This is a genomic window from Pseudobacillus sp. 179-B 2D1 NHS, from assembly GCF_045370945.1.
Lineage (GTDB): Bacteria > Bacillota > Bacilli > Bacillales > Domibacillaceae > Pseudobacillus.
Genome location: NZ_JBIQDP010000028.1, coordinates 32,881 through 50,074, shown reverse-complemented (window position 1 = coordinate 50,074; position 17,194 = coordinate 32,881). Strand labels below are relative to the sequence as shown.

At 42.6% G+C, this 17,194-nt stretch carries 33 protein-coding genes; 1 reads left to right on the top strand and 32 read right to left on the bottom strand.

What is annotated here, in order from left to right; translation table 11 throughout:
- Positions 1–8: 8 nt before the first annotated feature.
- Genes ACH0BF_RS21245 through ACH0BF_RS21235 form a run of 3 tightly spaced genes read right to left on the bottom strand, consistent with a single transcriptional unit; the run spans position 9 to position 2,487 of the window.
- Positions 9–806, bottom strand: coding sequence for an energy-coupling factor transporter transmembrane component T family protein (locus ACH0BF_RS21245; protein ID WP_340851564.1), 798 nt, complete (start codon positions 804–806; stop codon positions 9–11).
- Entirely contained in the window at positions 803–1,672 is an 870-nt protein-coding gene (locus ACH0BF_RS21240) for an energy-coupling factor ABC transporter ATP-binding protein (RefSeq protein WP_120035877.1), read from the bottom strand. Before ACH0BF_RS21240 ends, ACH0BF_RS21245 begins: the two co-directional genes overlap by 4 nt.
- On the bottom strand, positions 1,648–2,487 hold the full coding sequence (locus ACH0BF_RS21235) for an energy-coupling factor ABC transporter ATP-binding protein (RefSeq protein ID WP_340851566.1): 840 nt from the start codon (positions 2,485–2,487) through the stop codon (positions 1,648–1,650). The genes ACH0BF_RS21240 and ACH0BF_RS21235 overlap by 25 nt, the downstream gene beginning before the upstream one ends.
- A gap of 119 nt (positions 2,488–2,606) precedes the next feature.
- Here ACH0BF_RS21235 and ACH0BF_RS21230 point away from each other — a divergent pair, with 119 nt between their 5' ends.
- The gene (locus ACH0BF_RS21230) at positions 2,607–2,777 is read left to right on the top strand and encodes a hypothetical protein (RefSeq protein WP_182917058.1); all 171 of its coding nucleotides are present in this window, start codon (positions 2,607–2,609) and stop codon (positions 2,775–2,777) included.
- Here the strand turns inward: ACH0BF_RS21230 and rplQ are convergent.
- The 29 genes from rplQ to rplC all read right to left on the bottom strand — a co-directional run bounded on the left by rplQ (position 2,761) and on the right by rplC (position 17,168).
- Positions 2,761–3,156 (bottom strand): 50S ribosomal protein L17, encoded by a 396-nt coding sequence (rplQ, locus tag ACH0BF_RS21225; RefSeq protein ID WP_120035876.1) that lies wholly within the window; start codon positions 3,154–3,156, stop codon positions 2,761–2,763. The genes ACH0BF_RS21230 and rplQ overlap by 17 nt on opposite strands.
- 41 nt (positions 3,157–3,197) lie before the next feature.
- Positions 3,198–4,142: a DNA-directed RNA polymerase subunit alpha gene (locus ACH0BF_RS21220; RefSeq protein ID WP_340851568.1), complete on the bottom strand. Its 945-nt coding sequence runs from the start codon at positions 4,140–4,142 to the stop codon at positions 3,198–3,200.
- A gap of 171 nt (positions 4,143–4,313) precedes the next feature.
- Positions 4,314–4,703 (bottom strand): 30S ribosomal protein S11, encoded by a 390-nt coding sequence (rpsK, locus tag ACH0BF_RS21215; RefSeq protein ID WP_041101845.1) that lies wholly within the window; start codon positions 4,701–4,703, stop codon positions 4,314–4,316.
- A 25-nt stretch (positions 4,704–4,728) separates the two neighbouring features.
- Entirely contained in the window at positions 4,729–5,094 is a 366-nt protein-coding gene (gene rpsM / locus ACH0BF_RS21210) for a 30S ribosomal protein S13 (protein WP_120035875.1), read from the bottom strand.
- 24 nt (positions 5,095–5,118) lie between these two features.
- Entirely contained in the window at positions 5,119–5,232 is a 114-nt protein-coding gene (gene rpmJ / locus ACH0BF_RS21205) for a 50S ribosomal protein L36 (RefSeq protein WP_000868344.1), read from the bottom strand.
- Positions 5,233–5,267: 35 nt separating this feature from the next.
- Complete coding sequence (infA, locus tag ACH0BF_RS21200) at positions 5,268–5,486, bottom strand: translation initiation factor IF-1 (RefSeq protein WP_049659390.1); 219 nt, start codon at positions 5,484–5,486, stop codon at positions 5,268–5,270.
- 101 nt (positions 5,487–5,587) lie between these two features.
- Complete coding sequence (map, locus tag ACH0BF_RS21195; RefSeq protein ID WP_120035874.1) at positions 5,588–6,334, bottom strand: type I methionyl aminopeptidase; 747 nt, start codon at positions 6,332–6,334, stop codon at positions 5,588–5,590.
- The gene (locus ACH0BF_RS21190; RefSeq protein WP_120035873.1) at positions 6,334–6,984 is read right to left on the bottom strand and encodes an adenylate kinase; all 651 of its coding nucleotides are present in this window, start codon (positions 6,982–6,984) and stop codon (positions 6,334–6,336) included. Before ACH0BF_RS21190 ends, map begins: the two co-directional genes overlap by 1 nt.
- A gap of 48 nt (positions 6,985–7,032) precedes the next feature.
- A complete protein-coding gene (gene secY, locus ACH0BF_RS21185; RefSeq protein ID WP_120035872.1) occupies positions 7,033–8,334 on the bottom strand; it encodes a preprotein translocase subunit SecY in 1,302 nt (433 codons plus the stop codon).
- Positions 8,334–8,774 (bottom strand): 50S ribosomal protein L15, encoded by a 441-nt coding sequence (gene rplO / locus ACH0BF_RS21180; RefSeq protein WP_120035871.1) that lies wholly within the window; start codon positions 8,772–8,774, stop codon positions 8,334–8,336. The genes secY and rplO overlap by 1 nt, the downstream gene beginning before the upstream one ends.
- A 32-nt stretch (positions 8,775–8,806) precedes the next feature.
- The gene (rpmD, locus tag ACH0BF_RS21175; RefSeq protein ID WP_041101747.1) at positions 8,807–8,989 is read right to left on the bottom strand and encodes a 50S ribosomal protein L30; all 183 of its coding nucleotides are present in this window, start codon (positions 8,987–8,989) and stop codon (positions 8,807–8,809) included.
- A gap of 13 nt (positions 8,990–9,002) precedes the next feature.
- Positions 9,003–9,503, bottom strand: coding sequence for a 30S ribosomal protein S5 (gene rpsE, locus ACH0BF_RS21170; RefSeq protein ID WP_049659380.1), 501 nt, complete (start codon positions 9,501–9,503; stop codon positions 9,003–9,005).
- A 21-nt stretch (positions 9,504–9,524) separates the two neighbouring features.
- Positions 9,525–9,887: a 50S ribosomal protein L18 gene (gene rplR / locus ACH0BF_RS21165; protein WP_120035869.1), complete on the bottom strand. Its 363-nt coding sequence runs from the start codon at positions 9,885–9,887 to the stop codon at positions 9,525–9,527.
- 32 nt (positions 9,888–9,919) lie between these two features.
- A complete protein-coding gene (gene rplF / locus ACH0BF_RS21160; RefSeq protein WP_340851576.1) occupies positions 9,920–10,456 on the bottom strand; it encodes a 50S ribosomal protein L6 in 537 nt (178 codons plus the stop codon).
- A 30-nt stretch (positions 10,457–10,486) separates the two neighbouring features.
- Positions 10,487–10,885: a 30S ribosomal protein S8 gene (gene rpsH / locus ACH0BF_RS21155; protein ID WP_041101755.1), complete on the bottom strand. Its 399-nt coding sequence runs from the start codon at positions 10,883–10,885 to the stop codon at positions 10,487–10,489.
- 29 nt (positions 10,886–10,914) lie between these two features.
- Complete coding sequence (gene rpsN, locus ACH0BF_RS21150) at positions 10,915–11,100, bottom strand: 30S ribosomal protein S14 (protein ID WP_001085700.1); 186 nt, start codon at positions 11,098–11,100, stop codon at positions 10,915–10,917.
- Positions 11,101–11,125: 25 nt separating this feature from the next.
- Positions 11,126–11,665, bottom strand: a complete 540-nt coding sequence (gene rplE, locus ACH0BF_RS21145; RefSeq protein WP_120035867.1) for a 50S ribosomal protein L5 — start codon at positions 11,663–11,665, stop codon at positions 11,126–11,128.
- 30 nt (positions 11,666–11,695) lie between these two features.
- A complete protein-coding gene (rplX, locus tag ACH0BF_RS21140) occupies positions 11,696–12,007 on the bottom strand; it encodes a 50S ribosomal protein L24 (RefSeq protein ID WP_041101761.1) in 312 nt (103 codons plus the stop codon).
- 46 nt (positions 12,008–12,053) lie between these two features.
- Positions 12,054–12,422: a 50S ribosomal protein L14 gene (rplN, locus tag ACH0BF_RS21135; protein WP_041101762.1), complete on the bottom strand. Its 369-nt coding sequence runs from the start codon at positions 12,420–12,422 to the stop codon at positions 12,054–12,056.
- 47 nt (positions 12,423–12,469) lie between these two features.
- Complete coding sequence (gene rpsQ / locus ACH0BF_RS21130; protein WP_041101764.1) at positions 12,470–12,733, bottom strand: 30S ribosomal protein S17; 264 nt, start codon at positions 12,731–12,733, stop codon at positions 12,470–12,472.
- Positions 12,734–12,752: 19 nt separating this feature from the next.
- Positions 12,753–12,956 carry a 50S ribosomal protein L29 gene (rpmC, locus tag ACH0BF_RS21125; RefSeq protein WP_120035866.1) on the bottom strand — a complete coding sequence of 68 codons (204 nt, stop codon included), beginning with the start codon at positions 12,954–12,956 and terminating at the stop codon, positions 12,753–12,755.
- A complete protein-coding gene (gene rplP, locus ACH0BF_RS21120; protein ID WP_120035865.1) occupies positions 12,946–13,380 on the bottom strand; it encodes a 50S ribosomal protein L16 in 435 nt (144 codons plus the stop codon). The genes rpmC and rplP overlap by 11 nt, the downstream gene beginning before the upstream one ends.
- A 2-nt stretch (positions 13,381–13,382) precedes the next feature.
- On the bottom strand, positions 13,383–14,039 hold the full coding sequence (gene rpsC, locus ACH0BF_RS21115) for a 30S ribosomal protein S3 (RefSeq protein WP_049659366.1): 657 nt from the start codon (positions 14,037–14,039) through the stop codon (positions 13,383–13,385).
- A 3-nt stretch (positions 14,040–14,042) separates the two neighbouring features.
- Complete coding sequence (gene rplV, locus ACH0BF_RS21110; RefSeq protein ID WP_120035864.1) at positions 14,043–14,384, bottom strand: 50S ribosomal protein L22; 342 nt, start codon at positions 14,382–14,384, stop codon at positions 14,043–14,045.
- An 18-nt stretch (positions 14,385–14,402) separates the two neighbouring features.
- Positions 14,403–14,681 (bottom strand): 30S ribosomal protein S19, encoded by a 279-nt coding sequence (gene rpsS, locus ACH0BF_RS21105; RefSeq protein WP_120035863.1) that lies wholly within the window; start codon positions 14,679–14,681, stop codon positions 14,403–14,405.
- 60 nt (positions 14,682–14,741) lie between these two features.
- The gene (gene rplB / locus ACH0BF_RS21100; RefSeq protein ID WP_120035862.1) at positions 14,742–15,572 is read right to left on the bottom strand and encodes a 50S ribosomal protein L2; all 831 of its coding nucleotides are present in this window, start codon (positions 15,570–15,572) and stop codon (positions 14,742–14,744) included.
- A 31-nt stretch (positions 15,573–15,603) separates the two neighbouring features.
- Positions 15,604–15,888, bottom strand: a complete 285-nt coding sequence (rplW, locus tag ACH0BF_RS21095) for a 50S ribosomal protein L23 (RefSeq protein ID WP_049659359.1) — start codon at positions 15,886–15,888, stop codon at positions 15,604–15,606.
- Positions 15,888–16,511 carry a 50S ribosomal protein L4 gene (rplD, locus tag ACH0BF_RS21090; protein WP_120035861.1) on the bottom strand — a complete coding sequence of 208 codons (624 nt, stop codon included), beginning with the start codon at positions 16,509–16,511 and terminating at the stop codon, positions 15,888–15,890. Before rplD ends, rplW begins: the two co-directional genes overlap by 1 nt.
- Positions 16,512–16,541: 30 nt before the next feature.
- On the bottom strand, positions 16,542–17,168 hold the full coding sequence (rplC, locus tag ACH0BF_RS21085; protein WP_120035860.1) for a 50S ribosomal protein L3: 627 nt from the start codon (positions 17,166–17,168) through the stop codon (positions 16,542–16,544).
- Between the last annotated feature and the right edge of the window lie 26 nt (positions 17,169–17,194).

Sequence of the window (17,194 nt, the reverse complement as noted above, 5' to 3'; positions counted from 1 at the left end):
TCACTCCATTAACTTCTTGCCCACCACAACAGGGCAGCCAGTACTATCAGCAGAACTAGGGCTGCTGTGTCTTTCCCCTGCCAGTGCAAGAGACGATACTTCGTCCGGCCCTCTCCCCCGCGGTAGCCGCGTGCTTCCATAGCTATAGCCAACTCTTCCGCTCGCTTAAAAGAGCTGACAAACAAAGGAATCAACAACGGAACAACTGCTTTTACTCTATCTTTAATCGGACCGCTTGAAAAGTCCGCTCCCCTGGCCATTTGTGCTTTCATAATTTTATCTGTTTCATCCATTAGGGTTGGAATAAAACGAAGAGAAATCGACATCATCAGAGCCAACTCGTGGACTGGCAGCTTCAGCTTTTTAAAAGGCTTTAGCAAACTTTCCAAACCATCTGTAATAGAGATAGGGGAAGTTGTCAAAGTAAGTAAAGACGTAACGAAGATCAATAGGAGAAAGCGCAGAGAAATGAAAGCCCCCTGTCTAACCCCGCCCTCATATACCTTTAAAAAACCTGCCTGAAACAGTAAATCTCCTTCTTTTGTCAAAAAGATATGGAGCAAAAATGTGAAAGCGACAATCCAAATAACCGGCTTTAGACCAGCCAGCAAAAAACGTATATTAATCTTTGATAAATACACCAGCATAAGGGTAAAAACGGTCAATACGCCATAAGAGAGCACGTTATTTGCCAAAAAGACGACAATTACGAATCCAAATATAAATAACAGCTTAGCACGCGGATCAAGCTGGTGAACGACCGATTGAAGCGGTAAATAACGCCCAAAAATCATTTTCTCCATCATTGGTCGTCACCCCGCTTTTTTGCACGCGCTAGCTCTTCGGCCAGTTCTTCAATCGTCAGGCAAGTTCTGTCCAGCTTGATGCCAGATACTTCCTCAAAGCGGTGCTGAAAGCGAACAACTTCCGGAACACTAAGACCACAAGCAGCTAGTTCATCTGGCTGAGAAAACAACTCCCGAGGCTTTCCATGCTTATGGACTCTTCCTTTATGCATAACAATCATCTCGTCCGCATATAAAGCCGCATCCTCCATGCTGTGGGTGACTAATATGGTAGATAGGCCGCGTTCTTTATGAAGAGCATAAAACATGTCCATAATTTCTTTCCGGCCTCGCGGATCTAACCCAGCCGTCGGCTCATCCAGCACAAGAACTTCCGGTTCCATTGCCAACACACCTGCAATTGCTACCCGTCTCATCTGGCCGCCTGATAAATCAAAAGGGGACTTTTGCAAGACCTCTTCAGGCAGACCTACCTGGCGGATTAATAATTGGGCTCGCTCTTTTGCTTCTTCCTCTGATACACCAAAATTGATCGGCCCATAGCAAATATCCTTTTCGACCGTTTCTTCAAATAACTGATGTTCAGGAAATTGAAAGACCGTCCCTACTTTTTTGCGAACGGACTTCAAGTTCTTTTCTTTCTTTCCTGCAGTGATTACCCGGTCTCCAATGATTACTTGCCCCTTTGTAGGCTGCAATAAGGCATTAAGGTGCTGGATAATCGTTGATTTGCCAGAGCCAGTGTGACCGATTACGGCTAAAAACACTCCCTCTGGAATAGCAAAGCTAACGTCCTTGATAGCCAGACGTTCAAAAGGCGTTCCTGCTGCATAGCGGTATTCTACTTCTTGAAGTTGGATGTCCATAGCTCTCTCACCAGCTCTTCTTCTGTTAAATAATTGCTCGCAATCTCGAAGTCTTGCAAACGAAGGACTCCGCTCAATTTGACTGGAAAGGGTACATCAAGGCCGAGTTCGACTAACTCTTCGTTCATCTGAAAAATCTCTTCTGGTGTGCCTTCCCGGTAGACCGATCCTTTATTTAAAACAATAATACGATCAGCACGAGCGGCTTCTTCCAAGTCGTGCGTAATGGAGATAACGGTTAAATCCTGCTCTTCCTTCAACTGCCGGACGGTTTGAAGCACTTCTTCTCTCCCCCGCGGATCAAGCATAGATGTTGCTTCATCCAATAAAATAATGTCTGGCTGAAGAGCAATCACTCCGGCGATCGCTACACGCTGCTTCTGTCCACCGGAAAGATGGTGCGGCTCTTGATTCAGAAAATCCAGCATGCCTACGCGCTGAAGTGATTTTTCTACTCGCTCTACCATCACTTCATGCAATACTCCATTATTTTCTAACCCAAAAGCCACATCATCTTGTACTGTCGTGCCGACAAATTGATTGTCAGGGTTTTGAAATACCATGCCAAGGCGTCTGCGTATGTCCCAGACAAACTCATCTTTCAAGGGGAAATTACAGATTGTTACCTCGCCTTCTTGCGGATAGTGGAGGCCGTTCAGCATTTTCGCAAGCGTCGATTTTCCTGAGCCATTGTGACCGACAATCGCCAGCCACTCACCTTTCGCCACACTTAATGTAATATCTTTTAAAGCGTATTCCTGCTGCTCTGGATAACGAAAGTCGACATGGTTAATCGAAATAATCGTCTCTTTCATGACTTCCCTCTTTTCTCAGTTGAATAGACGGACAAAAGATTCTGAATACAAAAAAAGCCCGCACCCCATTCCAAGGAAAAAATTCCTGCCCGTAAAGCAGCCTCTTAAACTGGTTAAGAGTGGAAGGGGTACATGAGCTAGACGAGTCATCTAAACGAATGCTCATCGTAACGCTCAAGCTTCAAATGATTCAGTCTTTAACGAAAGTTATAAGAAAAGGGCAAAACACAGCCACGCTGGAAGGTTCTGCCCTTGTTGTGGTTTTATCGAAAATTAAACAAGCTCAATAATAACCATTGGTGCACCGTCACCACGACGAGGACCGATTTTCATGATGCGCGTATAACCGCCTTGGCGCTCGTTATAACGAGGAGCTACATCAGAGAAAAGTTTTTGCAATGCATAAACTGGTTTTTCTTTCATTTTGCCGTCTTTTCCTTCAACTTCAACAGTTGATGCTACTTCATTGCGAAGGAATGCAGCTGCTTGGCGGCGTGCATGTAAATCACCGCGTTTACCAAGTGTAATCATTTTTTCGACAACTGAGCGAAGCTCTTTTGCGCGTGCTTCAGTTGTTTCAATACGCTCACTGATGATCAAGTCAGTTGTTAAATCACGAAGCATCGCTTTACGTTGAGCGCTTGTACGTCCTAGCTTTCTGTAAGCCATGAAGATACCCTCCTTTGTTGAGTTTTACTTTTATTAGATGATCAATCTTCTTTTTTCAGGCCTAATCCGAGCTCATCCAGCTTTGCCTTCACTTCTTCAAGTGACTTACGGCCAAGATTTCGGACCTTCATCATATCTTCTTCACTCTTATTAGCAAGCTCTTGCACCGTATTGATGCCAGCACGCTTTAAGCAGTTATAAGAACGGACGGAGAGATCAAGTTCTTCAATTGTCATTTCAAGAACTTTTTCTTTTTGGTCTTCTTCTTTTTCTACCATAATTTCAGCATTTTGAGCTTCGTCTGTTAAACCAACGAAGATGTTTAAGTGCTCAGTTAAGATTTTGGCACCTAAAGAAATAGCTTCTTTCGGGCCGATACTGCCATCAGTCCACACATCCAATGAGAGTTTATCATAATTCGTTAACTGCCCCACGCGAGTGCTTTCCACTTGATAGTTTACACGGGCAACCGGAGTGTAGATGGAGTCAACTGGAATGACACCAATTGGATGATCTTCCTTTTTATTTTGATCAGCAGGATTATAGCCTCTTCCACGCTGTGCAGTAAGACGCATACGGAAATGAGCGTTTTCTCCTAAAGTAGCAATATGCAAATCAGGATTTAAAATCTCTACATCACTGTCATGCGTAATATCAGCAGCCGTCACTACACCGCTTCCCTGTACATCTATCTCTAGCGTTTTCTCCTCATCCGAGTAGATTTTAAGCGCCAGTTTCTTAATGTTTAAGATAATAGATGTAACATCTTCCACGACACCTTCAACAGTTGAAAATTCATGCAGTACTCCATCAATTTGAATGGATGTAACAGCAGCACCTGGAAGTGAAGATAATAGTATGCGACGTAAGGAGTTACCCAAAGTTGTACCATACCCACGCTCAAGTGGTTCTACAACGAATTTCCCATGAGTGGCATCATCGCTGATCTCGACCGTTTCAATTTTTGGCTTTTCAATTTCGATCATTCAATTATACCTCCTTCAATACGTCGAAACTCCGGCTTAGATGGTTCAACCGAAATTTCCCCATGTTTACGTTCCCGACTGTGCACCACAACTGGTTTAGTAGTCCTGTAACGAGCGCAACATTCAATTATATCCCATTATTGCCAAAGATATAATTATTATACAGGAAAATTAAACACGGCGACGTTTTGGAGGGCGGCATCCGTTGTGAGGAACAGGAGTAACGTCCTTAATAGCAGTTACTTCAAGACCTGCAGCTTGTAAAGCACGAATAGCAGCTTCACGGCCAGAACCAGGACCTTTAACTGTTACTTCAAGAGATTTCATGCCATGTTCCATTGATGCTTTCGCAGCTGTTTCAGCAGCCATTTGAGCCGCGAATGGAGTAGATTTACGAGAGCCTCTAAATCCAAGGGCACCTGCACTAGACCAAGCGAGAGCATTACCATGAACGTCTGTAATTGTTACGATTGTATTGTTAAATGTTGAGCGAATGTGTGCAATACCTAATTCGATATTCTTTTTCACACGACGCTTACGAGATTGTTGTTTACGAGCCATGTCTTACATTGACCTCCTTTACCTATTATTTTTTCTTGTTAGCTACAGTTTTACGAGGACCTTTACGAGTACGAGCATTGTTCTTCGTATTTTGTCCACGAACTGGCAAGCCACGACGATGACGGATACCGCGGTAAGAACCGATCTCCATTAAACGTTTAATGTTAAGAGATACTTCACGGCGAAGATCACCCTCAACTTTTAATTTGTCAATGATATCACGAATTTTATTTAATTCGTCTTCTGTCAGATCACGTACACGAGTGTCTTCAGAAACACCGGCTTCAGCCAGGATTTTTTGGGCAGTCGGTCTGCCAATACCAAAGATGTAAGTTAATGAGATAACTACACGCTTGTCGCGTGGAATATCAACACCTGCTACACGTGCCATATGAATGTGCACCTCCTATTCAGATTAACCTTGTTTTTGTTTATGTTTAGGGTTTTCACAAATAACCATTACTTTGCCGCGTCTGCGAATGACTTTACATTTCTCACAGATTGGCTTTACTGATGGTCTAACTTTCATTTTTTCCAACCTCCTTATAGTCCGGAGTGCATAAGTTATTTATAGCGGTAAGTAATACGTCCGCGCGTTAAATCGTAAGGAGAAAGTTCAACAGTTACCTTATCTCCAGGCAGAATGCGGATAAAATGCATACGGATCTTTCCAGATACGTGGGCAAGAACAGTATGGCCATTTTCTAATTCTACCTTAAACATAGCGTTAGGCAAAGTTTCAACTACAGTACCTTCAATTTCAATTACATCGTCTTTCGCCATTCTTTACTCTCCCTTCTCTTTTCATACAGAACCCGCTGCAAATTAAGCGGCCCTGGTTATTAGACTCTATTTGAACCAACTTCTGGAGAAGCACATATGTGTTAGGCTTTAGTTAAAATCTCAAAACCTGTTTCGGTAATTGCAACTGTATGTTCGAAGTGAGCACACATTTTCCCGTCTTGGGTTACAACTGTCCAGTTATCTCCAAGTGTTTTTACATAGCGGCTTCCAGCATTCACCATCGGTTCGATTGCAAGCACCATTCCAGGTTTGAGCTTTGGACCTTTGCCAGGCGGACCGTAATGAGGAATTTGTGGATCCTCATGCAAGTTTTGACCAATCCCGTGTCCTACATACTCACGCACTATAGAAAAGCCGTAGGATTCTACATATGTTTGAATCGCATGGGAGATGTTTGAAAGACGTTCACCCGGCTTCGCTTCCTCTAAACCAATAAAAAGCGATTCCTCAGTTACTTTCAACAGCTGCTGGACGTCAGAAGAGACGTTGCCAACAGGGTAAGTCCAGGCAGAATCACCATGATACCCTCGATAGTTAGCCCCAATGTCCAGACTAATGACATCGCCCTCTTTTAAAACCCGGTCTCCAGGAATGCCGTGAACAAGCTCTTCGTTAACAGATGTACAAATGCTGCCACGAAAACCATTATACCCTTTAAAAGAAGGAATTGCATTATGCTGTCTAATAAATTTTTCTGCAATCTCGTCTAACTGTTTCGTGCTTATACCGGGAGAGATAAACCTCTGCAGCTCCTTGTGCGTCAAAGCCACAATCCGTCCTGCTTCTCTCATAATCTCTATCTCTCGAGGGGTTTTGCAAATGATCATTAATTTAAGCCTTTCAGAAGCTGGTCAATGTCTTCGAAGACCTTGCCGATTTCCTGCTGGCCATTAATATCTTTTAAATAACCTTTTTGCCGATAGAAATCTAGTAATGGTTCAGTTTGTTTTAAATTGACATCCAGACGATTTTGAACAGTTTCTTCATTATCATCTGCACGTTGATAAAGTTCCCCGCCGCAACGGTCACATTTGCCTTCAACAGCTGGCGGATTAAATACAAGATGGTAAGTAGCTCCGCAGCTTTTACAAATTCGGCGACCTGTTAAACGTGCCATAAGAATTTCTTTATCAACATCTACGTTGATAACGTAATCTATTTTCTTCCCAAGAGCTTCTAAGATGCCTTCAAGCGCTTCTGCTTGAGCAACTGTTCTTGGAAATCCATCGAGAAGAAAACCGTCTTGACAATCTAATTTGCTCAATCTTTCGCGAACAATTCCGATTGTCACTTCGTCAGGGACAAGTGCGCCTTGATCCATAAAGGATTTAGCTTTTAGTCCAAGCTCTGTTCCCTCTTTCATCGCCGCACGGAACATGTCGCCTGTAGAAATGTGCGGAATGCCATATTTTTCAACAATTCGTTCGGCCTGCGTGCCTTTTCCGGCTCCTGGCAGTCCCATTAATACTAGATTCATTTGTGTTTCCCCCCTCAGTCTGATTCGAGACGTGCAACAGCTTGCCTTTTATTTTATAAAGCCTTTGTAATGGCGTTTGACAAGCTGGGCTTCCAATTGCTTCATTGTTTCCAATGCAACTCCAACTACGATCAGCAAGCTTGTGCCGCCAATTTGTGCAGCTGGTGGAAGACCTGCAAATTTAATAAAGAATACAGGAAGAATGGAGATGACAGACAGGAATATTGCTCCAACAAATGTTAAGCGGTATAAAACGCTTGTTAGATAATCCTGCGTGTTTTTCCCAGGACGAATGCCTGGAATGTATCCACCTTGTTTCTTCAAATTATCGGCTAATTGCTCCGGATTGACTTGAATAAACGCATAGAAATACGTAAATGCGACGATCAATGTTACGTAAATAATCATACCGATCGGTTTATGGTAGTCAAAGATGTTTTGAATAGTCGTTGTTACATCATTCGAACCAAAGAAAGACGAGAGTGTTTGCGGCGTAACCAAAAAGGCTACCGCAAAAATGACAGGAATAACTCCAGCAGCATTTACTTTCAAAGGTAAATGTGTTGATTGAGCGCCTCTTGCTCCCATTCCGCCTTCTCCTGTTACACGCTTGGCATATTGAATTGGAATCTTACGCAATGCCTGCTGAAAGAAGATAACACCGACGATAATTGCTAACACCGCCAAAGCAATCAATAATAGCACGACAATTCGCAGGAAGAGCTGCTCGCCCGCTCCTTCAATTTGCTGCGCATAAATCTGATTTGCTATATTTGGGAGCGCTGCAACAATCCCAGCAAAGATAATAACTGAAATTCCGTTACCGACACCTTTAGAAGTGATCAATTCCCCAAGCCACATAAGAAAGGCTGTACCCGCAGTTAATACGAGTGCAATAAGGAGATAAGCGCCTACGCTGTTGCTCTCAACTAGCATACCGCCATATAAACGGTTGAAGCCATAAGACATTCCGAACGCCTGGATAAAACCAAGTACGATTGTGAAATATCTCGTAAATTGTGCGAGCTTGCGTCGGCCAACCTCCCCTTGCTTTGACCATTCCGTGAACTTAGGAACTACATCCATTTGCAAAAGCTGAACGATGATAGAAGCAGTGATATAAGGCATAATTCCCATAGCAAGAATGGAGAAGTTTTGCAGCGCTCCTCCTCCAAAAGTATTAAGGAAACCAATTAATCCTGCCTGCTCCTGCATCTTCAGTACATCTGCATTAACGTACGGAACAGGAATAAATGTGCCGATACGGAACACAATTAACATAAGAAGGGTGAATATAATTTTTCTTCTTATATCACCCACACGCATAAAATTGGAGATTGTGCGAAACATTAAATCACCTCAGTCTTACCGCCGGCAGCTTCAATTGCTTCTTGAGCAGCAGAAGAGAATTTATGAGCTTTTACAGTCAATTTCTTCTCAACGTTACCTTTAGCAAGAATTTTGATTCCTGCTTTTTCGCTGCTGACAACACCAGTTTCAATAAGAAGTTCTGGTGTGACTTCTGTGCCTTCATCAAAGCGATTTAATGCATCAAGGTTAACAATCGCATACTCTTTTCTGTTGATGTTAGTAAAACCACGTTTTGGCAAGCGACGGAATAAAGGAGTTTGTCCCCCTTCAAATCCTAGACGTACACCACCGCCAGAACGAGCTTTTTGTCCTTTATGTCCTTTACCAGCAGTTTTACCATTGCCAGAACCGGGACCACGTCCAACACGATTGCGAGTTTTACGAGAACCTTCAGCAGGTCGTAATTCATGAAGTTTCATGTTCGTGCACCTCCTTATTCTCTAGATTAAAATTATTGTTCGTTGACAGTCACTAAGTGAGATACTTTGTTAATCATACCTCTGATTGCTGCGTTATCTTGGTGTTCCACGGTTTGATGCATTTTGCGAAGACCAAGAGCTTTAACTGTTTCACGTTGATCTTTCGGACGACCGATCAAGCTGCGAGTGAGGGTGATAGATAATTTTTCAGCCATTGTAAATCCCTCCTTATCCTAACAGTTCTTCTACTGATTTTCCGCGTAATTTAGCAACGTCTTCTGCACGCTTCAATTGTTTGATTCCTTCAAGAGTAGCGCGTACCATGTTGATTGGTGTATTTGAACCGTGTGATTTAGAAAGAATGTTTTCTACTCCGCCAAGCTCAAGTACCGCACGAACTGGTCCACCAGCGATAACCCCAGTACCTTCAGAAGCAGGTTTCAAAAGGATTTCGCCACCGCCAAAACGGCCAATTACTTCGTGTGGAATTGTTGTTCCAACGATCGGAATAGCAATTAGATTTTTCTTTGCATCTTCAATCGCTTTGCGGATAGCATCAGGTACTTCTTGTGCTTTACCCGTTCCAAAGCCTACGTGTCCGTTTTTGTCACCGACAACCACAAGCGCAGTAAAACGGAAGCGACGGCCACCCTTTACTACCTTTGCTACACGATTGACCGTAACTACACGTTCTTCAAGTTCAAGTTTATTTGGATCAATGCGACGCATTAATTTGTCCCTCCTTCTTTATTAGAATTCCAGTCCATTTTCGCGTGCTGCTTCTGCTAAAGCTTTTACGCGACCATGATATAAGTAACCTCCGCGGTCAAATACTACGGATTTGATTCCTTTTTCGCTCGCTCTTTTAGCAACTAATTCGCCAACTTTGGCAGCTGCTTCAGCATTGCCTGTTTTTTCTAAACCGAAGTCTTTTTCAATTGTAGAAGCACTGGCAATTGTTACACCGTTCACATCATCAATCACTTGTGCATACAAATGCTGATTAGAACGGAAGATATTTAAGCGTGGACGAGACGCCGTACCGCTGATTTTTGAACGAACACGAACATGTCTCTTTTTACGCGTTTTATTCTTATCTTGCTTCGTAATCATTGTGGTCACTCCTTTCGTTTACTTAAGCGACATTACTTACCTGTCTTACCTTCTTTGCGGCGTACGTGTTCGCCTTCATAACGGATACCTTTGCCTTTGTAAGGCTCTGGCGGGCGTGTTGCACGAACATTCGCAGCAAAAGCGCCAACGCGTTCTTTGCTGATCCCTTTAACGATTACTTTTGTGTTAGAAGGAACTTCAACTTCTACACCTTTTTCAGGCTCCATTTCAACCGGATGAGAGTATCCAACGTTCAGAACAAGCTTGTTTCCTTGTTTTTGAGCACGGTATCCAACCCCGATTAATTCAAGAGACTTTTCGAAACCTTTAGATACACCTTCTACCATGTTCGATAAAAGCGCACGAGTCGTACCATGGTTAGTGCGGTGTTCTTTAGAATCAGAAGGACGAGAAATTGTAACGACATTGCCTTCGATCTCAATAATCATATCTTTGTTAAACGTTCTAACAAGCTCACCTTTTGGTCCTTTAACAGTAACTGTGTTGTTGTCGTTTGTTACTGTTACGCCTTCTGGAAGCTCAATAGGTTTTTTTCCTACACGAGACATTATGTTGCACCTCCATTCATTACAAGAATATTACCAAACGTATGCTAATACTTCTCCGCCCACTTGCTTAGCACGGGCTTCTTTATCTGTTAACACACCGTTAGATGTTGATACAAGAGCAATACCTAAACCGTTAAGTACTCTTGGCATTTCATCAGCTTTTGCGTATACGCGCAAACCAGGTTTGCTGATACGTTTTAAACCAGTGATAACACGTTCGTTGTTCGCTCCATATTTTAAGAAAATACGAATTACGCCTTGCTTGTTGTCTTCGATAAATTCTACGTCGCGTACGAAACCTTCACGCTTTAAAATTTCAGCGATTTCCTTCTTGATATTAGAAGCAGGTACTTCTAATTTCTCGTGACGCACCATGTTCGCATTGCGAATGCGAGTCAACAAATCTGCAATAGGATCTGTCATAACCATTCTATTTACCTCCTTCCCAATTCGGGGTATTACCAGCTAGCTTTTTTAACACCAGGAATTTGTCCTTTATATGCAAGTTCACGGAAACAAATACGGCAAAGCTTAAATTTGCGGTATACAGAGTGTGGACGCCCACAGCGTTCGCAGCGTGTATACTCTTGCACCTTAAATTTAGGTGTGCGTTTTTGCTTCGCAATCATTGATTTTTTAGCCACATTTTCGCCTCCCTTTTTATAGAGATTACTTTTGGAACGGCATTCCAAGTTGAGTTAACAATTCGCGAGCTTCTTCATCAGTGTTCGCAGTTGTCACAATTACGATATCCATCCCGCGGATTTTGCTTACTTTATCATAATCAATTTCAGGGAAGATCAATTGTTCTTTCACACCAAGTGTGTAGTTGCCGCGTCCGTCAAATGCTTTTTTAGAAACACCACGGAAGTCACGTACACGTGGAAGTGAAACAGCGATTAATTTATCAAGGAATTCGTACATACGCTCACCGCGTAATGTAACTTTCGCTCCGATCGGCATACCTTCACGAAGACGGAAGCCTGCAATTGAGTTTTTAGCACGTGTGATCAATGGCTTTTGACCAGTGATAAGTGCTAATTCTTCGACAGCTGTATCAAGTGCTTTCGCGTTTTGAACAGCATCGCCTACCCCCATGTTAACTACGATTTTGTCAACTTTCGGTACTTGCATTACTGATTTGTAATTAAATTTATTCATTAAAGCAGGTGTAATTTCTTCATTAAACTTTGCTTTAAGGCGGTTCATATAGTGTACCTCCCTTCATTAACAGACTTATTATTTATCTAAAGTTTCACCAGATTTTTTTGCTACACGTACTTTTTTACCGTCAACCACTTTAAATCCTACGCGAGTAGGTTCGTTCGTTTTTGGATCTAAAAGCATGACGTTAGAAACGTGAATAGGTGCCTCCTGGCTAATAATTCCGCCTTGCGGATTTACTTGAGAAGGTTTAGCATGTTTTTTCACAATGTTGATTCCTTCTACAAGCACACGGTCCTTTTTAGGAAATGCTGCAAGCACGATGCCTGTTTTTCCTTTGTCTTTGCCCGTGATGACCATTACTTTATCGCCTTTTTTAACATTCATTTTATCGCACCTCCTTGAATGGCCAAGTTGATAAAATTGCTTTCATTTAGATTACTTCCGGAGCAAGAGAAACAATTTTCATAAAGTTGCTGTCACGTAATTCACGCGCAACCGGGCCAAAGATACGAGTTCCACGAGGGCTCTTGTCATCTTTAATGATTACGCACGCATTTTCATCGAAACGGATATAAGATCCATCGTTACGGCGCATTCCACGTTTTGTACGTACGATAACAGCTTTTACTACGTCACCCTTCTTGACAACGCCGCCTGGTGTTGCTTGTTTCACCGTGCAGACGATGATGTCTCCGACATTTGCAGTTTTACGGCCAGAGCCACCAAGAACTTTGATCGTTAACACTTCACGAGCTCCTGAGTTGTCAGCTACTTTCAAACGAGATTCTTGTTGGATCATTTATGTTACCTCCCTTCGGATTCACTTTCTATCCGAACAATAATGAATTAGATAATAACTGCTTTTTCTACAACTTCAACTAAACGGAAGCGTTTCGTAGCAGATAACGGGCGAGTTTCCATGATGCGGACAACGTCACCGATTTTTGCTTCATTCAGCTCATCATGAGCTTTGAATTTTTTAGAGTACTTAACGCGTTTGCCGTAAAGAGAGTGCTTTTTGTAAGTTTCTACAAGAACAGTAACTGTTTTGTCCATTTTGTCAGACACAACACGTCCAGTATAAACTTTACGTTGATTACGTTCACTCATTGTGCAAACCTCCTCTCAATTATCGATTGTTAACATCGATCTCTCTTTGACGAATAACAGTTTTCATACGAGCGATCGCTTTGCGTACTTCACGGATGCGAGCAGTGTTTTCAAGTTGACCAGTCGCTAATTGGAAACGAAGATTAAAGAGCTCTTCTTTTAAAGACTTAAGTTTTTGCTCAATTTCGGCAGTGGTTAATTCAACAATCTCATTAGCCTTCATTTGATTCACCACCAATTTCTTCTCGTTTTACAAATTTACATTTAACCGGTAATTTGTGTGCTGCAAGACGAAGAGCTTCACGAGCTACCTCTTCAGAGACACCAGCAATTTCAAACATGATTTTCCCTGGTTTTACTACAGCTACCCATCCTTCAGGAGCACCTTTACCGGAACCCATCCGAACTTCAAGAGGCTTTGCAGTGTAAGGCTTATGTGGGAAAATTTTGATCCATACTTTACCGCCACGTTTCATGTAACGAGTCATCGCAATACGGGCAGCTTCGATCTGGCGGTTTGTGATCCAAGAGGCTTCAAGAGCTTGTAGACCGTATTCGCCAAATGCTACTTCTGTGCCGCCTTTTGCTTGACCGCGCATTTTTCCACGGTGCACACGACGGTATTTTACGCGTTTAGGCAATAACATGATTATTTTCCTCCTTCCTCAGACTTCTTCTTCGTAGGAAGAACCTCTCCACGATAAATCCATACTTTCACGCCAAGCTTACCATAAGTAGTGTCAGCTTCAACATGCGCATAGTCGATGTCCGCGCGAAGTGTATGAAGTGGAACTGTTCCTTCACTATAGTGTTCAGCACGAGCGATATCTGCGCCGCCAAGACGTCCAGAAACCTGTGTTTTGATTCCTTTTGCACCAGCGCGAATTGTGCGTTGGATCGCTTGCTTTTGCGCACGACGGAAAGATACACGGTTTTCTAATTGACGAGCGATGTTTTCTGCTACAAGTTTAGCATCTAAATCTGCTCTTTTAATTTCAACGATGTTAATATGAACACGTTTGCCAGTTAGTTGATTTAAAGACTTACGAAGTGCTTCAACCTCAGATCCACCTTTACCAATAACCATACCAGGCTTCGCTGTATGAATAGTAATGTTGATGCGGTTAGCAGCACGTTCAATTTCAATTCGAGATACGGAAGCATCTTTCAAGCGGCTCTCGATATATTCACGAACTTTAAGATCTTCATGTAAAAGGCTTGCGTAATCTTTCTCCGCGTACCATTTTGAATCCCAGTCACGGATGATACCGACACGTAAACCATTAGGATGTACTTTTTGACCCACGAATTATCCCTCCTTCTTTTCTGATACCACGATTGTGATGTGGCTTGTACGTTTGTTAATTGCGCTTGCACGTCCCATTGCACGTGGACGGAAACGTTTTAAAGTTGGACCCTCGTCAACGAACACTTTTTTAACAAAAAGGTTGTTAACATCCATGTCATAGTTGTGTTCTGCGTTAGCAATTGCAGAGTTAAGTAATTTTTCAACGACAGGAGATGCAGCTTTTGGTGTGTGACGCAAAATAGCTACCGCTTCTCCCACTTGCTTTCCTCGAATCAGATCAACCACTAAACGTGCTTTACGAGGAGCAATACGAACTGTTCTTACAACAGCTTTTGCTTCCATCAGGATACCCTCCTCTCATTAACGTCTTGTTTTTTTATCGTCACTACCGTGACCTTTGTACGTGCGTGTTGGTGCAAACTCGCCCAGTTTGTGTCCTACCATATCTTCTGTTACATAAACAGGAACATGCTTACGGCCATCATATACAGCGATTGTATGACCGATAAAAGCAGGGAAGATTGTTGAACGGCGAGACCAAGTTTTCACAACTTGTTTCTTATCAGCTTCATTTAATTTTTCAATTTTATTGAATAAATGATCATCAACAAAAGGTCCTTTTTTCAAGCTACGGCCCATTTTGGTACCTCCCTTCGCAATTGGTCTACGGTTCGCGAAAGGAACCGTAGTGCAATTACGTTATTTTTTACGACGACGAACGATAAACTTGTCGCTTTTGTTTGTTTTCTTACGAGTTTTATAACCAAGAGTTGGTTTGCCCCATGGTGTAACAGGTGTTTTACGTCCGATTGGTGAACGTCCTTCACCACCACCGTGTGGATGGTCATTCGGGTTCATTACAGATCCACGAACTGTTGGCTTCTTGCCTAACCAGCGAGAACGACCTGCTTTACCGATGTTAACAAGTTCATGTTGCTCATTGCCCACCTGGCCAATTGTTGCACGGCAAGTAGCAAGAATCATACGAACTTCACCAGAATTCAAACGAACAAGAACGTATTTTCCTTCTTTACCTAACACTTGTGCAGATGTACCAGCTGAACGTACCAATTGTCCGCCTTTACCAGGCTTCAATTCGATATTGTGAACAACTGTACCTACAGGAATGTTAACTAAAGGAAGCGCGTTACCTGTTTTAATATCTGCTTCCGGTCCGGACATAACTTCCATTCCGACTTTTAGGTTTTTTGGTGCTAAGATGTAACGTTTTTCACCGTCTACATAATTGATCAAAGCAATGTTTGCTGAACGGTTTGGATCATACTCGATTGTGGCAACGCGTCCAGGTATACCATCTTTATCGCGTTTAAAGTCGATAATACGGTATTGACGCTTATGGCCGCCACCTTGATGACGAACTGTAGTTCTACCTTGGTTGTTGCGACCGCCTTTCTTTTTAAGAGGCGCCAACAATGATTTTTCTGGCTTGTCAGTTGTAAGCTCAGCAAAATCTAGTGACGTCATATTACGACGGCCGTTTGACGTTGGTTTATACTTTTTAATCGCCATGTCATTTCCCTCCTCTTCTTATAATGTTGAATTAAACTTCAAATAGTTCGATTTCTTTGCTGTCTTGAGTTAATGTAACAACCGCTTTACGGCGTTTGTTTGTATAACCTGCATAACGACCCATACGCTTGAATTTACCTTTGTAGTTCAAGATGTTGACTTTCGCTACTTTCACGCCAAAGATCTCTTCAATTGCGTCTTTGACTTGAGTTTTGTTAGCTTTCACATCAACTTCAAACGTATATTTTTTATCAGCCATGATTTCAGTTGAATGTTCTGTAATAACGGGGCGCTTAATGATATCGCGAGCATCCATTATGCAAGCACCTCCTCTACTTTTTCAACAGCTGCTTTAGTGATGATTAGCTTCTCGTGTCCAAGAAGATCTAAAACACTAACGCCGCTTGCATCTACTACTGTCACACCTGGGATATTGCGTGCAGACAGTGCAACATTTTCGTTTAACGCTTCTGTTACAACTAGCGCTTTGCTGTTTACAGAAAGGTTCTTCAATACGCTTGCGAATTCTTTTGTTTTTGGAGCATCAAGAGCTAATGCTTCCAATACAATAATGTTTTGCTCTACAACTTTAGAAGAAAGAGCAGATTTGATCGCTAAGCGACGAACTTTTTTCGGTAATTTGTAGCTGTAGCTGCGTGGAACTGGTCCGAACACTGTGCCGCCTCCGCGCCATTGTGGAGAACGAATAGATCCTTGACGAGCACGTCCAGTACCTTTTTGGCGCCATGGTTTGCGACCGCCGCCACTCACTTCGGAACGGTTTTTTACTTTGCTTGTTCCTTGACGTAAAGATGCGCGTTGCATCATTACTGCTTCAAATAAAACATGTTGATTAGGTTCAATACCGAAAACGGAATCGTTCAGTTCGATTTCACCAACTTCAGCTCCGCTTTGGTTTAATACTGTAACTTTTGGCATTCTTTTTTCCTCCTTTCTAGAAAAAATCGATTATTTCACTTTCAATGCACGTTGGATTTTCACTAAAGATTTCTTAGGTCCAGGAACATTTCCTTTGATTAAGATTACGTTGCGCTCTGCATCAACTTTCACTACTTGCAGGTTTTGGATAGTGATCTGTTCGCCACCCATACGGCCTGGAAGTAATTTATTTTTGAATACACGGTTAGGAGCAACTGGTCCCATAGAACCTGGGCGACGGTGGTAACGTGAACCGTGGGACATAGGTCCGCGGCTTTGTCCGTGGCGTTTGATCGCACCTTGGAATCCTTTACCTTTTGATACTCCTGTTACGTCGATGATATCTCCTTCAGCGAAAATATCGACTTTAACCTCTTGACCAACTTCTACTTCTTCACCGAAGTTACGGAACTCACGAATGAAGCGCTTAGGTGCAGTGTTAGCTTTTGCAACGTGGCCTTTAGCTGGCTTGTTTGCAAGCTTTTCACGCTTTTCATCAAAGCCTAACTGAATAGCTTCATAGCCGTCGCTTTCGATCGTTTTCTTTTGCAGTACAACGTTTGGTGTTGCTTCAACCACAGTAACTGGAATGAGTTCACCGTTTTCAGCAAATACTTGAGTCATACCGATTTTTCTTCCTAAGATTCCTTTGGTCATGAGTCACACCTCCTGAATTAATAATT

Excerpts from the sequence above, each read along its gene's own strand:
- rpmC (WP_120035866.1), bottom strand. The coding sequence starts at position 12,956 with ATGAAGGCTAATGAGATTGTTGAATTAACCACTGCCGAAATTGAGCAA.
- ACH0BF_RS21190 (WP_120035873.1), bottom strand. The coding sequence starts at position 6,984 with ATGAATCTAGTATTAATGGGACTGCCAGGAGCCGGAAAAGGCACGCAG.
- rplD (WP_120035861.1), bottom strand. The coding sequence starts at position 16,511 with ATGCCAAAAGTTACAGTATTAAACCAAAGCGGAGCTGAAGTTGGTGAA.
- rpsQ (WP_041101764.1), bottom strand. The coding sequence starts at position 12,733 with ATGAGTGAACGTAATCAACGTAAAGTTTATACTGGACGTGTTGTGTCT.
- map (WP_120035874.1), bottom strand. The coding sequence starts at position 6,334 with ATGATCATTTGCAAAACCCCTCGAGAGATAGAGATTATGAGAGAAGCA.
- rplP (WP_120035865.1), bottom strand. The coding sequence starts at position 13,380 with ATGTTATTGCCTAAACGCGTAAAATACCGTCGTGTGCACCGTGGAAAA.
- ACH0BF_RS21240 (WP_120035877.1), bottom strand. The coding sequence starts at position 1,672 with ATGGACATCCAACTTCAAGAAGTAGAATACCGCTATGCAGCAGGAACG.
- ACH0BF_RS21235 (WP_340851566.1), bottom strand. The coding sequence starts at position 2,487 with ATGAAAGAGACGATTATTTCGATTAACCATGTCGACTTTCGTTATCCA.
- rpmD (WP_041101747.1), bottom strand. The coding sequence starts at position 8,989 with ATGGCTGAAAAATTATCTATCACCCTCACTCGCAGCTTGATCGGTCGT.
- infA (WP_049659390.1), bottom strand. The coding sequence starts at position 5,486 with ATGGCGAAAGACGATGTAATTGAAATTGAAGGTACTGTAGTTGAAACT.
- rplV (WP_120035864.1), bottom strand. The coding sequence starts at position 14,384 with ATGGAAGCAAAAGCTGTTGTAAGAACAGTTCGTATTGCTCCTCGTAAA.
- ACH0BF_RS21245 (WP_340851564.1), bottom strand. The coding sequence starts at position 806 with ATGATGGAGAAAATGATTTTTGGGCGTTATTTACCGCTTCAATCGGTC.
- rplQ (WP_120035876.1), bottom strand. The coding sequence starts at position 3,156 with ATGGCTTACAGAAAGCTAGGACGTACAAGCGCTCAACGTAAAGCGATG.
- rplE (WP_120035867.1), bottom strand. The coding sequence starts at position 11,665 with ATGAACCGCCTTAAAGCAAAGTTTAATGAAGAAATTACACCTGCTTTA.
- rpsM (WP_120035875.1), bottom strand. The coding sequence starts at position 5,094 with ATGGCACGTGTAGCAGGTGTTGATATTCCACGCGACAAGCGTGTAGTT.
- ACH0BF_RS21220 (WP_340851568.1), bottom strand. The coding sequence starts at position 4,142 with ATGATCGAAATTGAAAAGCCAAAAATTGAAACGGTCGAGATCAGCGAT.
- rplW (WP_049659359.1), bottom strand. The coding sequence starts at position 15,888 with ATGGATGCTCGCGATATCATTAAGCGCCCCGTTATTACAGAACATTCA.
- rplX (WP_041101761.1), bottom strand. The coding sequence starts at position 12,007 with ATGAATGTTAAAAAAGGCGATAAAGTAATGGTCATCACGGGCAAAGAC.
- rplR (WP_120035869.1), bottom strand. The coding sequence starts at position 9,887 with ATGATTACGAAGCAAGATAAGAATAAAACGCGTAAAAAGAGACATGTT.
- rpmJ (WP_000868344.1), bottom strand. The coding sequence starts at position 5,232 with ATGAAAGTTAGACCATCAGTAAAGCCAATCTGTGAGAAATGTAAAGTC.
- rpsK (WP_041101845.1), bottom strand. The coding sequence starts at position 4,703 with ATGGCTCGTAAACAACAATCTCGTAAGCGTCGTGTGAAAAAGAATATC.
- rpsS (WP_120035863.1), bottom strand. The coding sequence starts at position 14,681 with ATGGGCCGTAGCTTGAAAAAAGGACCTTTTGTTGATGATCATTTATTC.
- rpsE (WP_049659380.1), bottom strand. The coding sequence starts at position 9,503 with ATGCGTCGCATTGATCCAAATAAACTTGAACTTGAAGAACGTGTAGTT.
- rplN (WP_041101762.1), bottom strand. The coding sequence starts at position 12,422 with ATGATCCAACAAGAATCTCGTTTGAAAGTAGCTGACAACTCAGGAGCT.
- rplB (WP_120035862.1), bottom strand. The coding sequence starts at position 15,572 with ATGGCGATTAAAAAGTATAAACCAACGTCAAACGGCCGTCGTAATATG.
- rplO (WP_120035871.1), bottom strand. The coding sequence starts at position 8,774 with ATGAAACTTCATGAATTACGACCTGCTGAAGGTTCTCGTAAAACTCGC.
- rplC (WP_120035860.1), bottom strand. The coding sequence starts at position 17,168 with ATGACCAAAGGAATCTTAGGAAGAAAAATCGGTATGACTCAAGTATTT.
- rplF (WP_340851576.1), bottom strand. The coding sequence starts at position 10,456 with ATGTCTCGTGTAGGAAAAAAACCTATTGAGCTTCCAGAAGGCGTAACA.
- rpsH (WP_041101755.1), bottom strand. The coding sequence starts at position 10,885 with ATGGTTATGACAGATCCTATTGCAGATTTGTTGACTCGCATTCGCAAT.
- secY (WP_120035872.1), bottom strand. The coding sequence starts at position 8,334 with ATGTTTCGCACAATCTCCAATTTTATGCGTGTGGGTGATATAAGAAGA.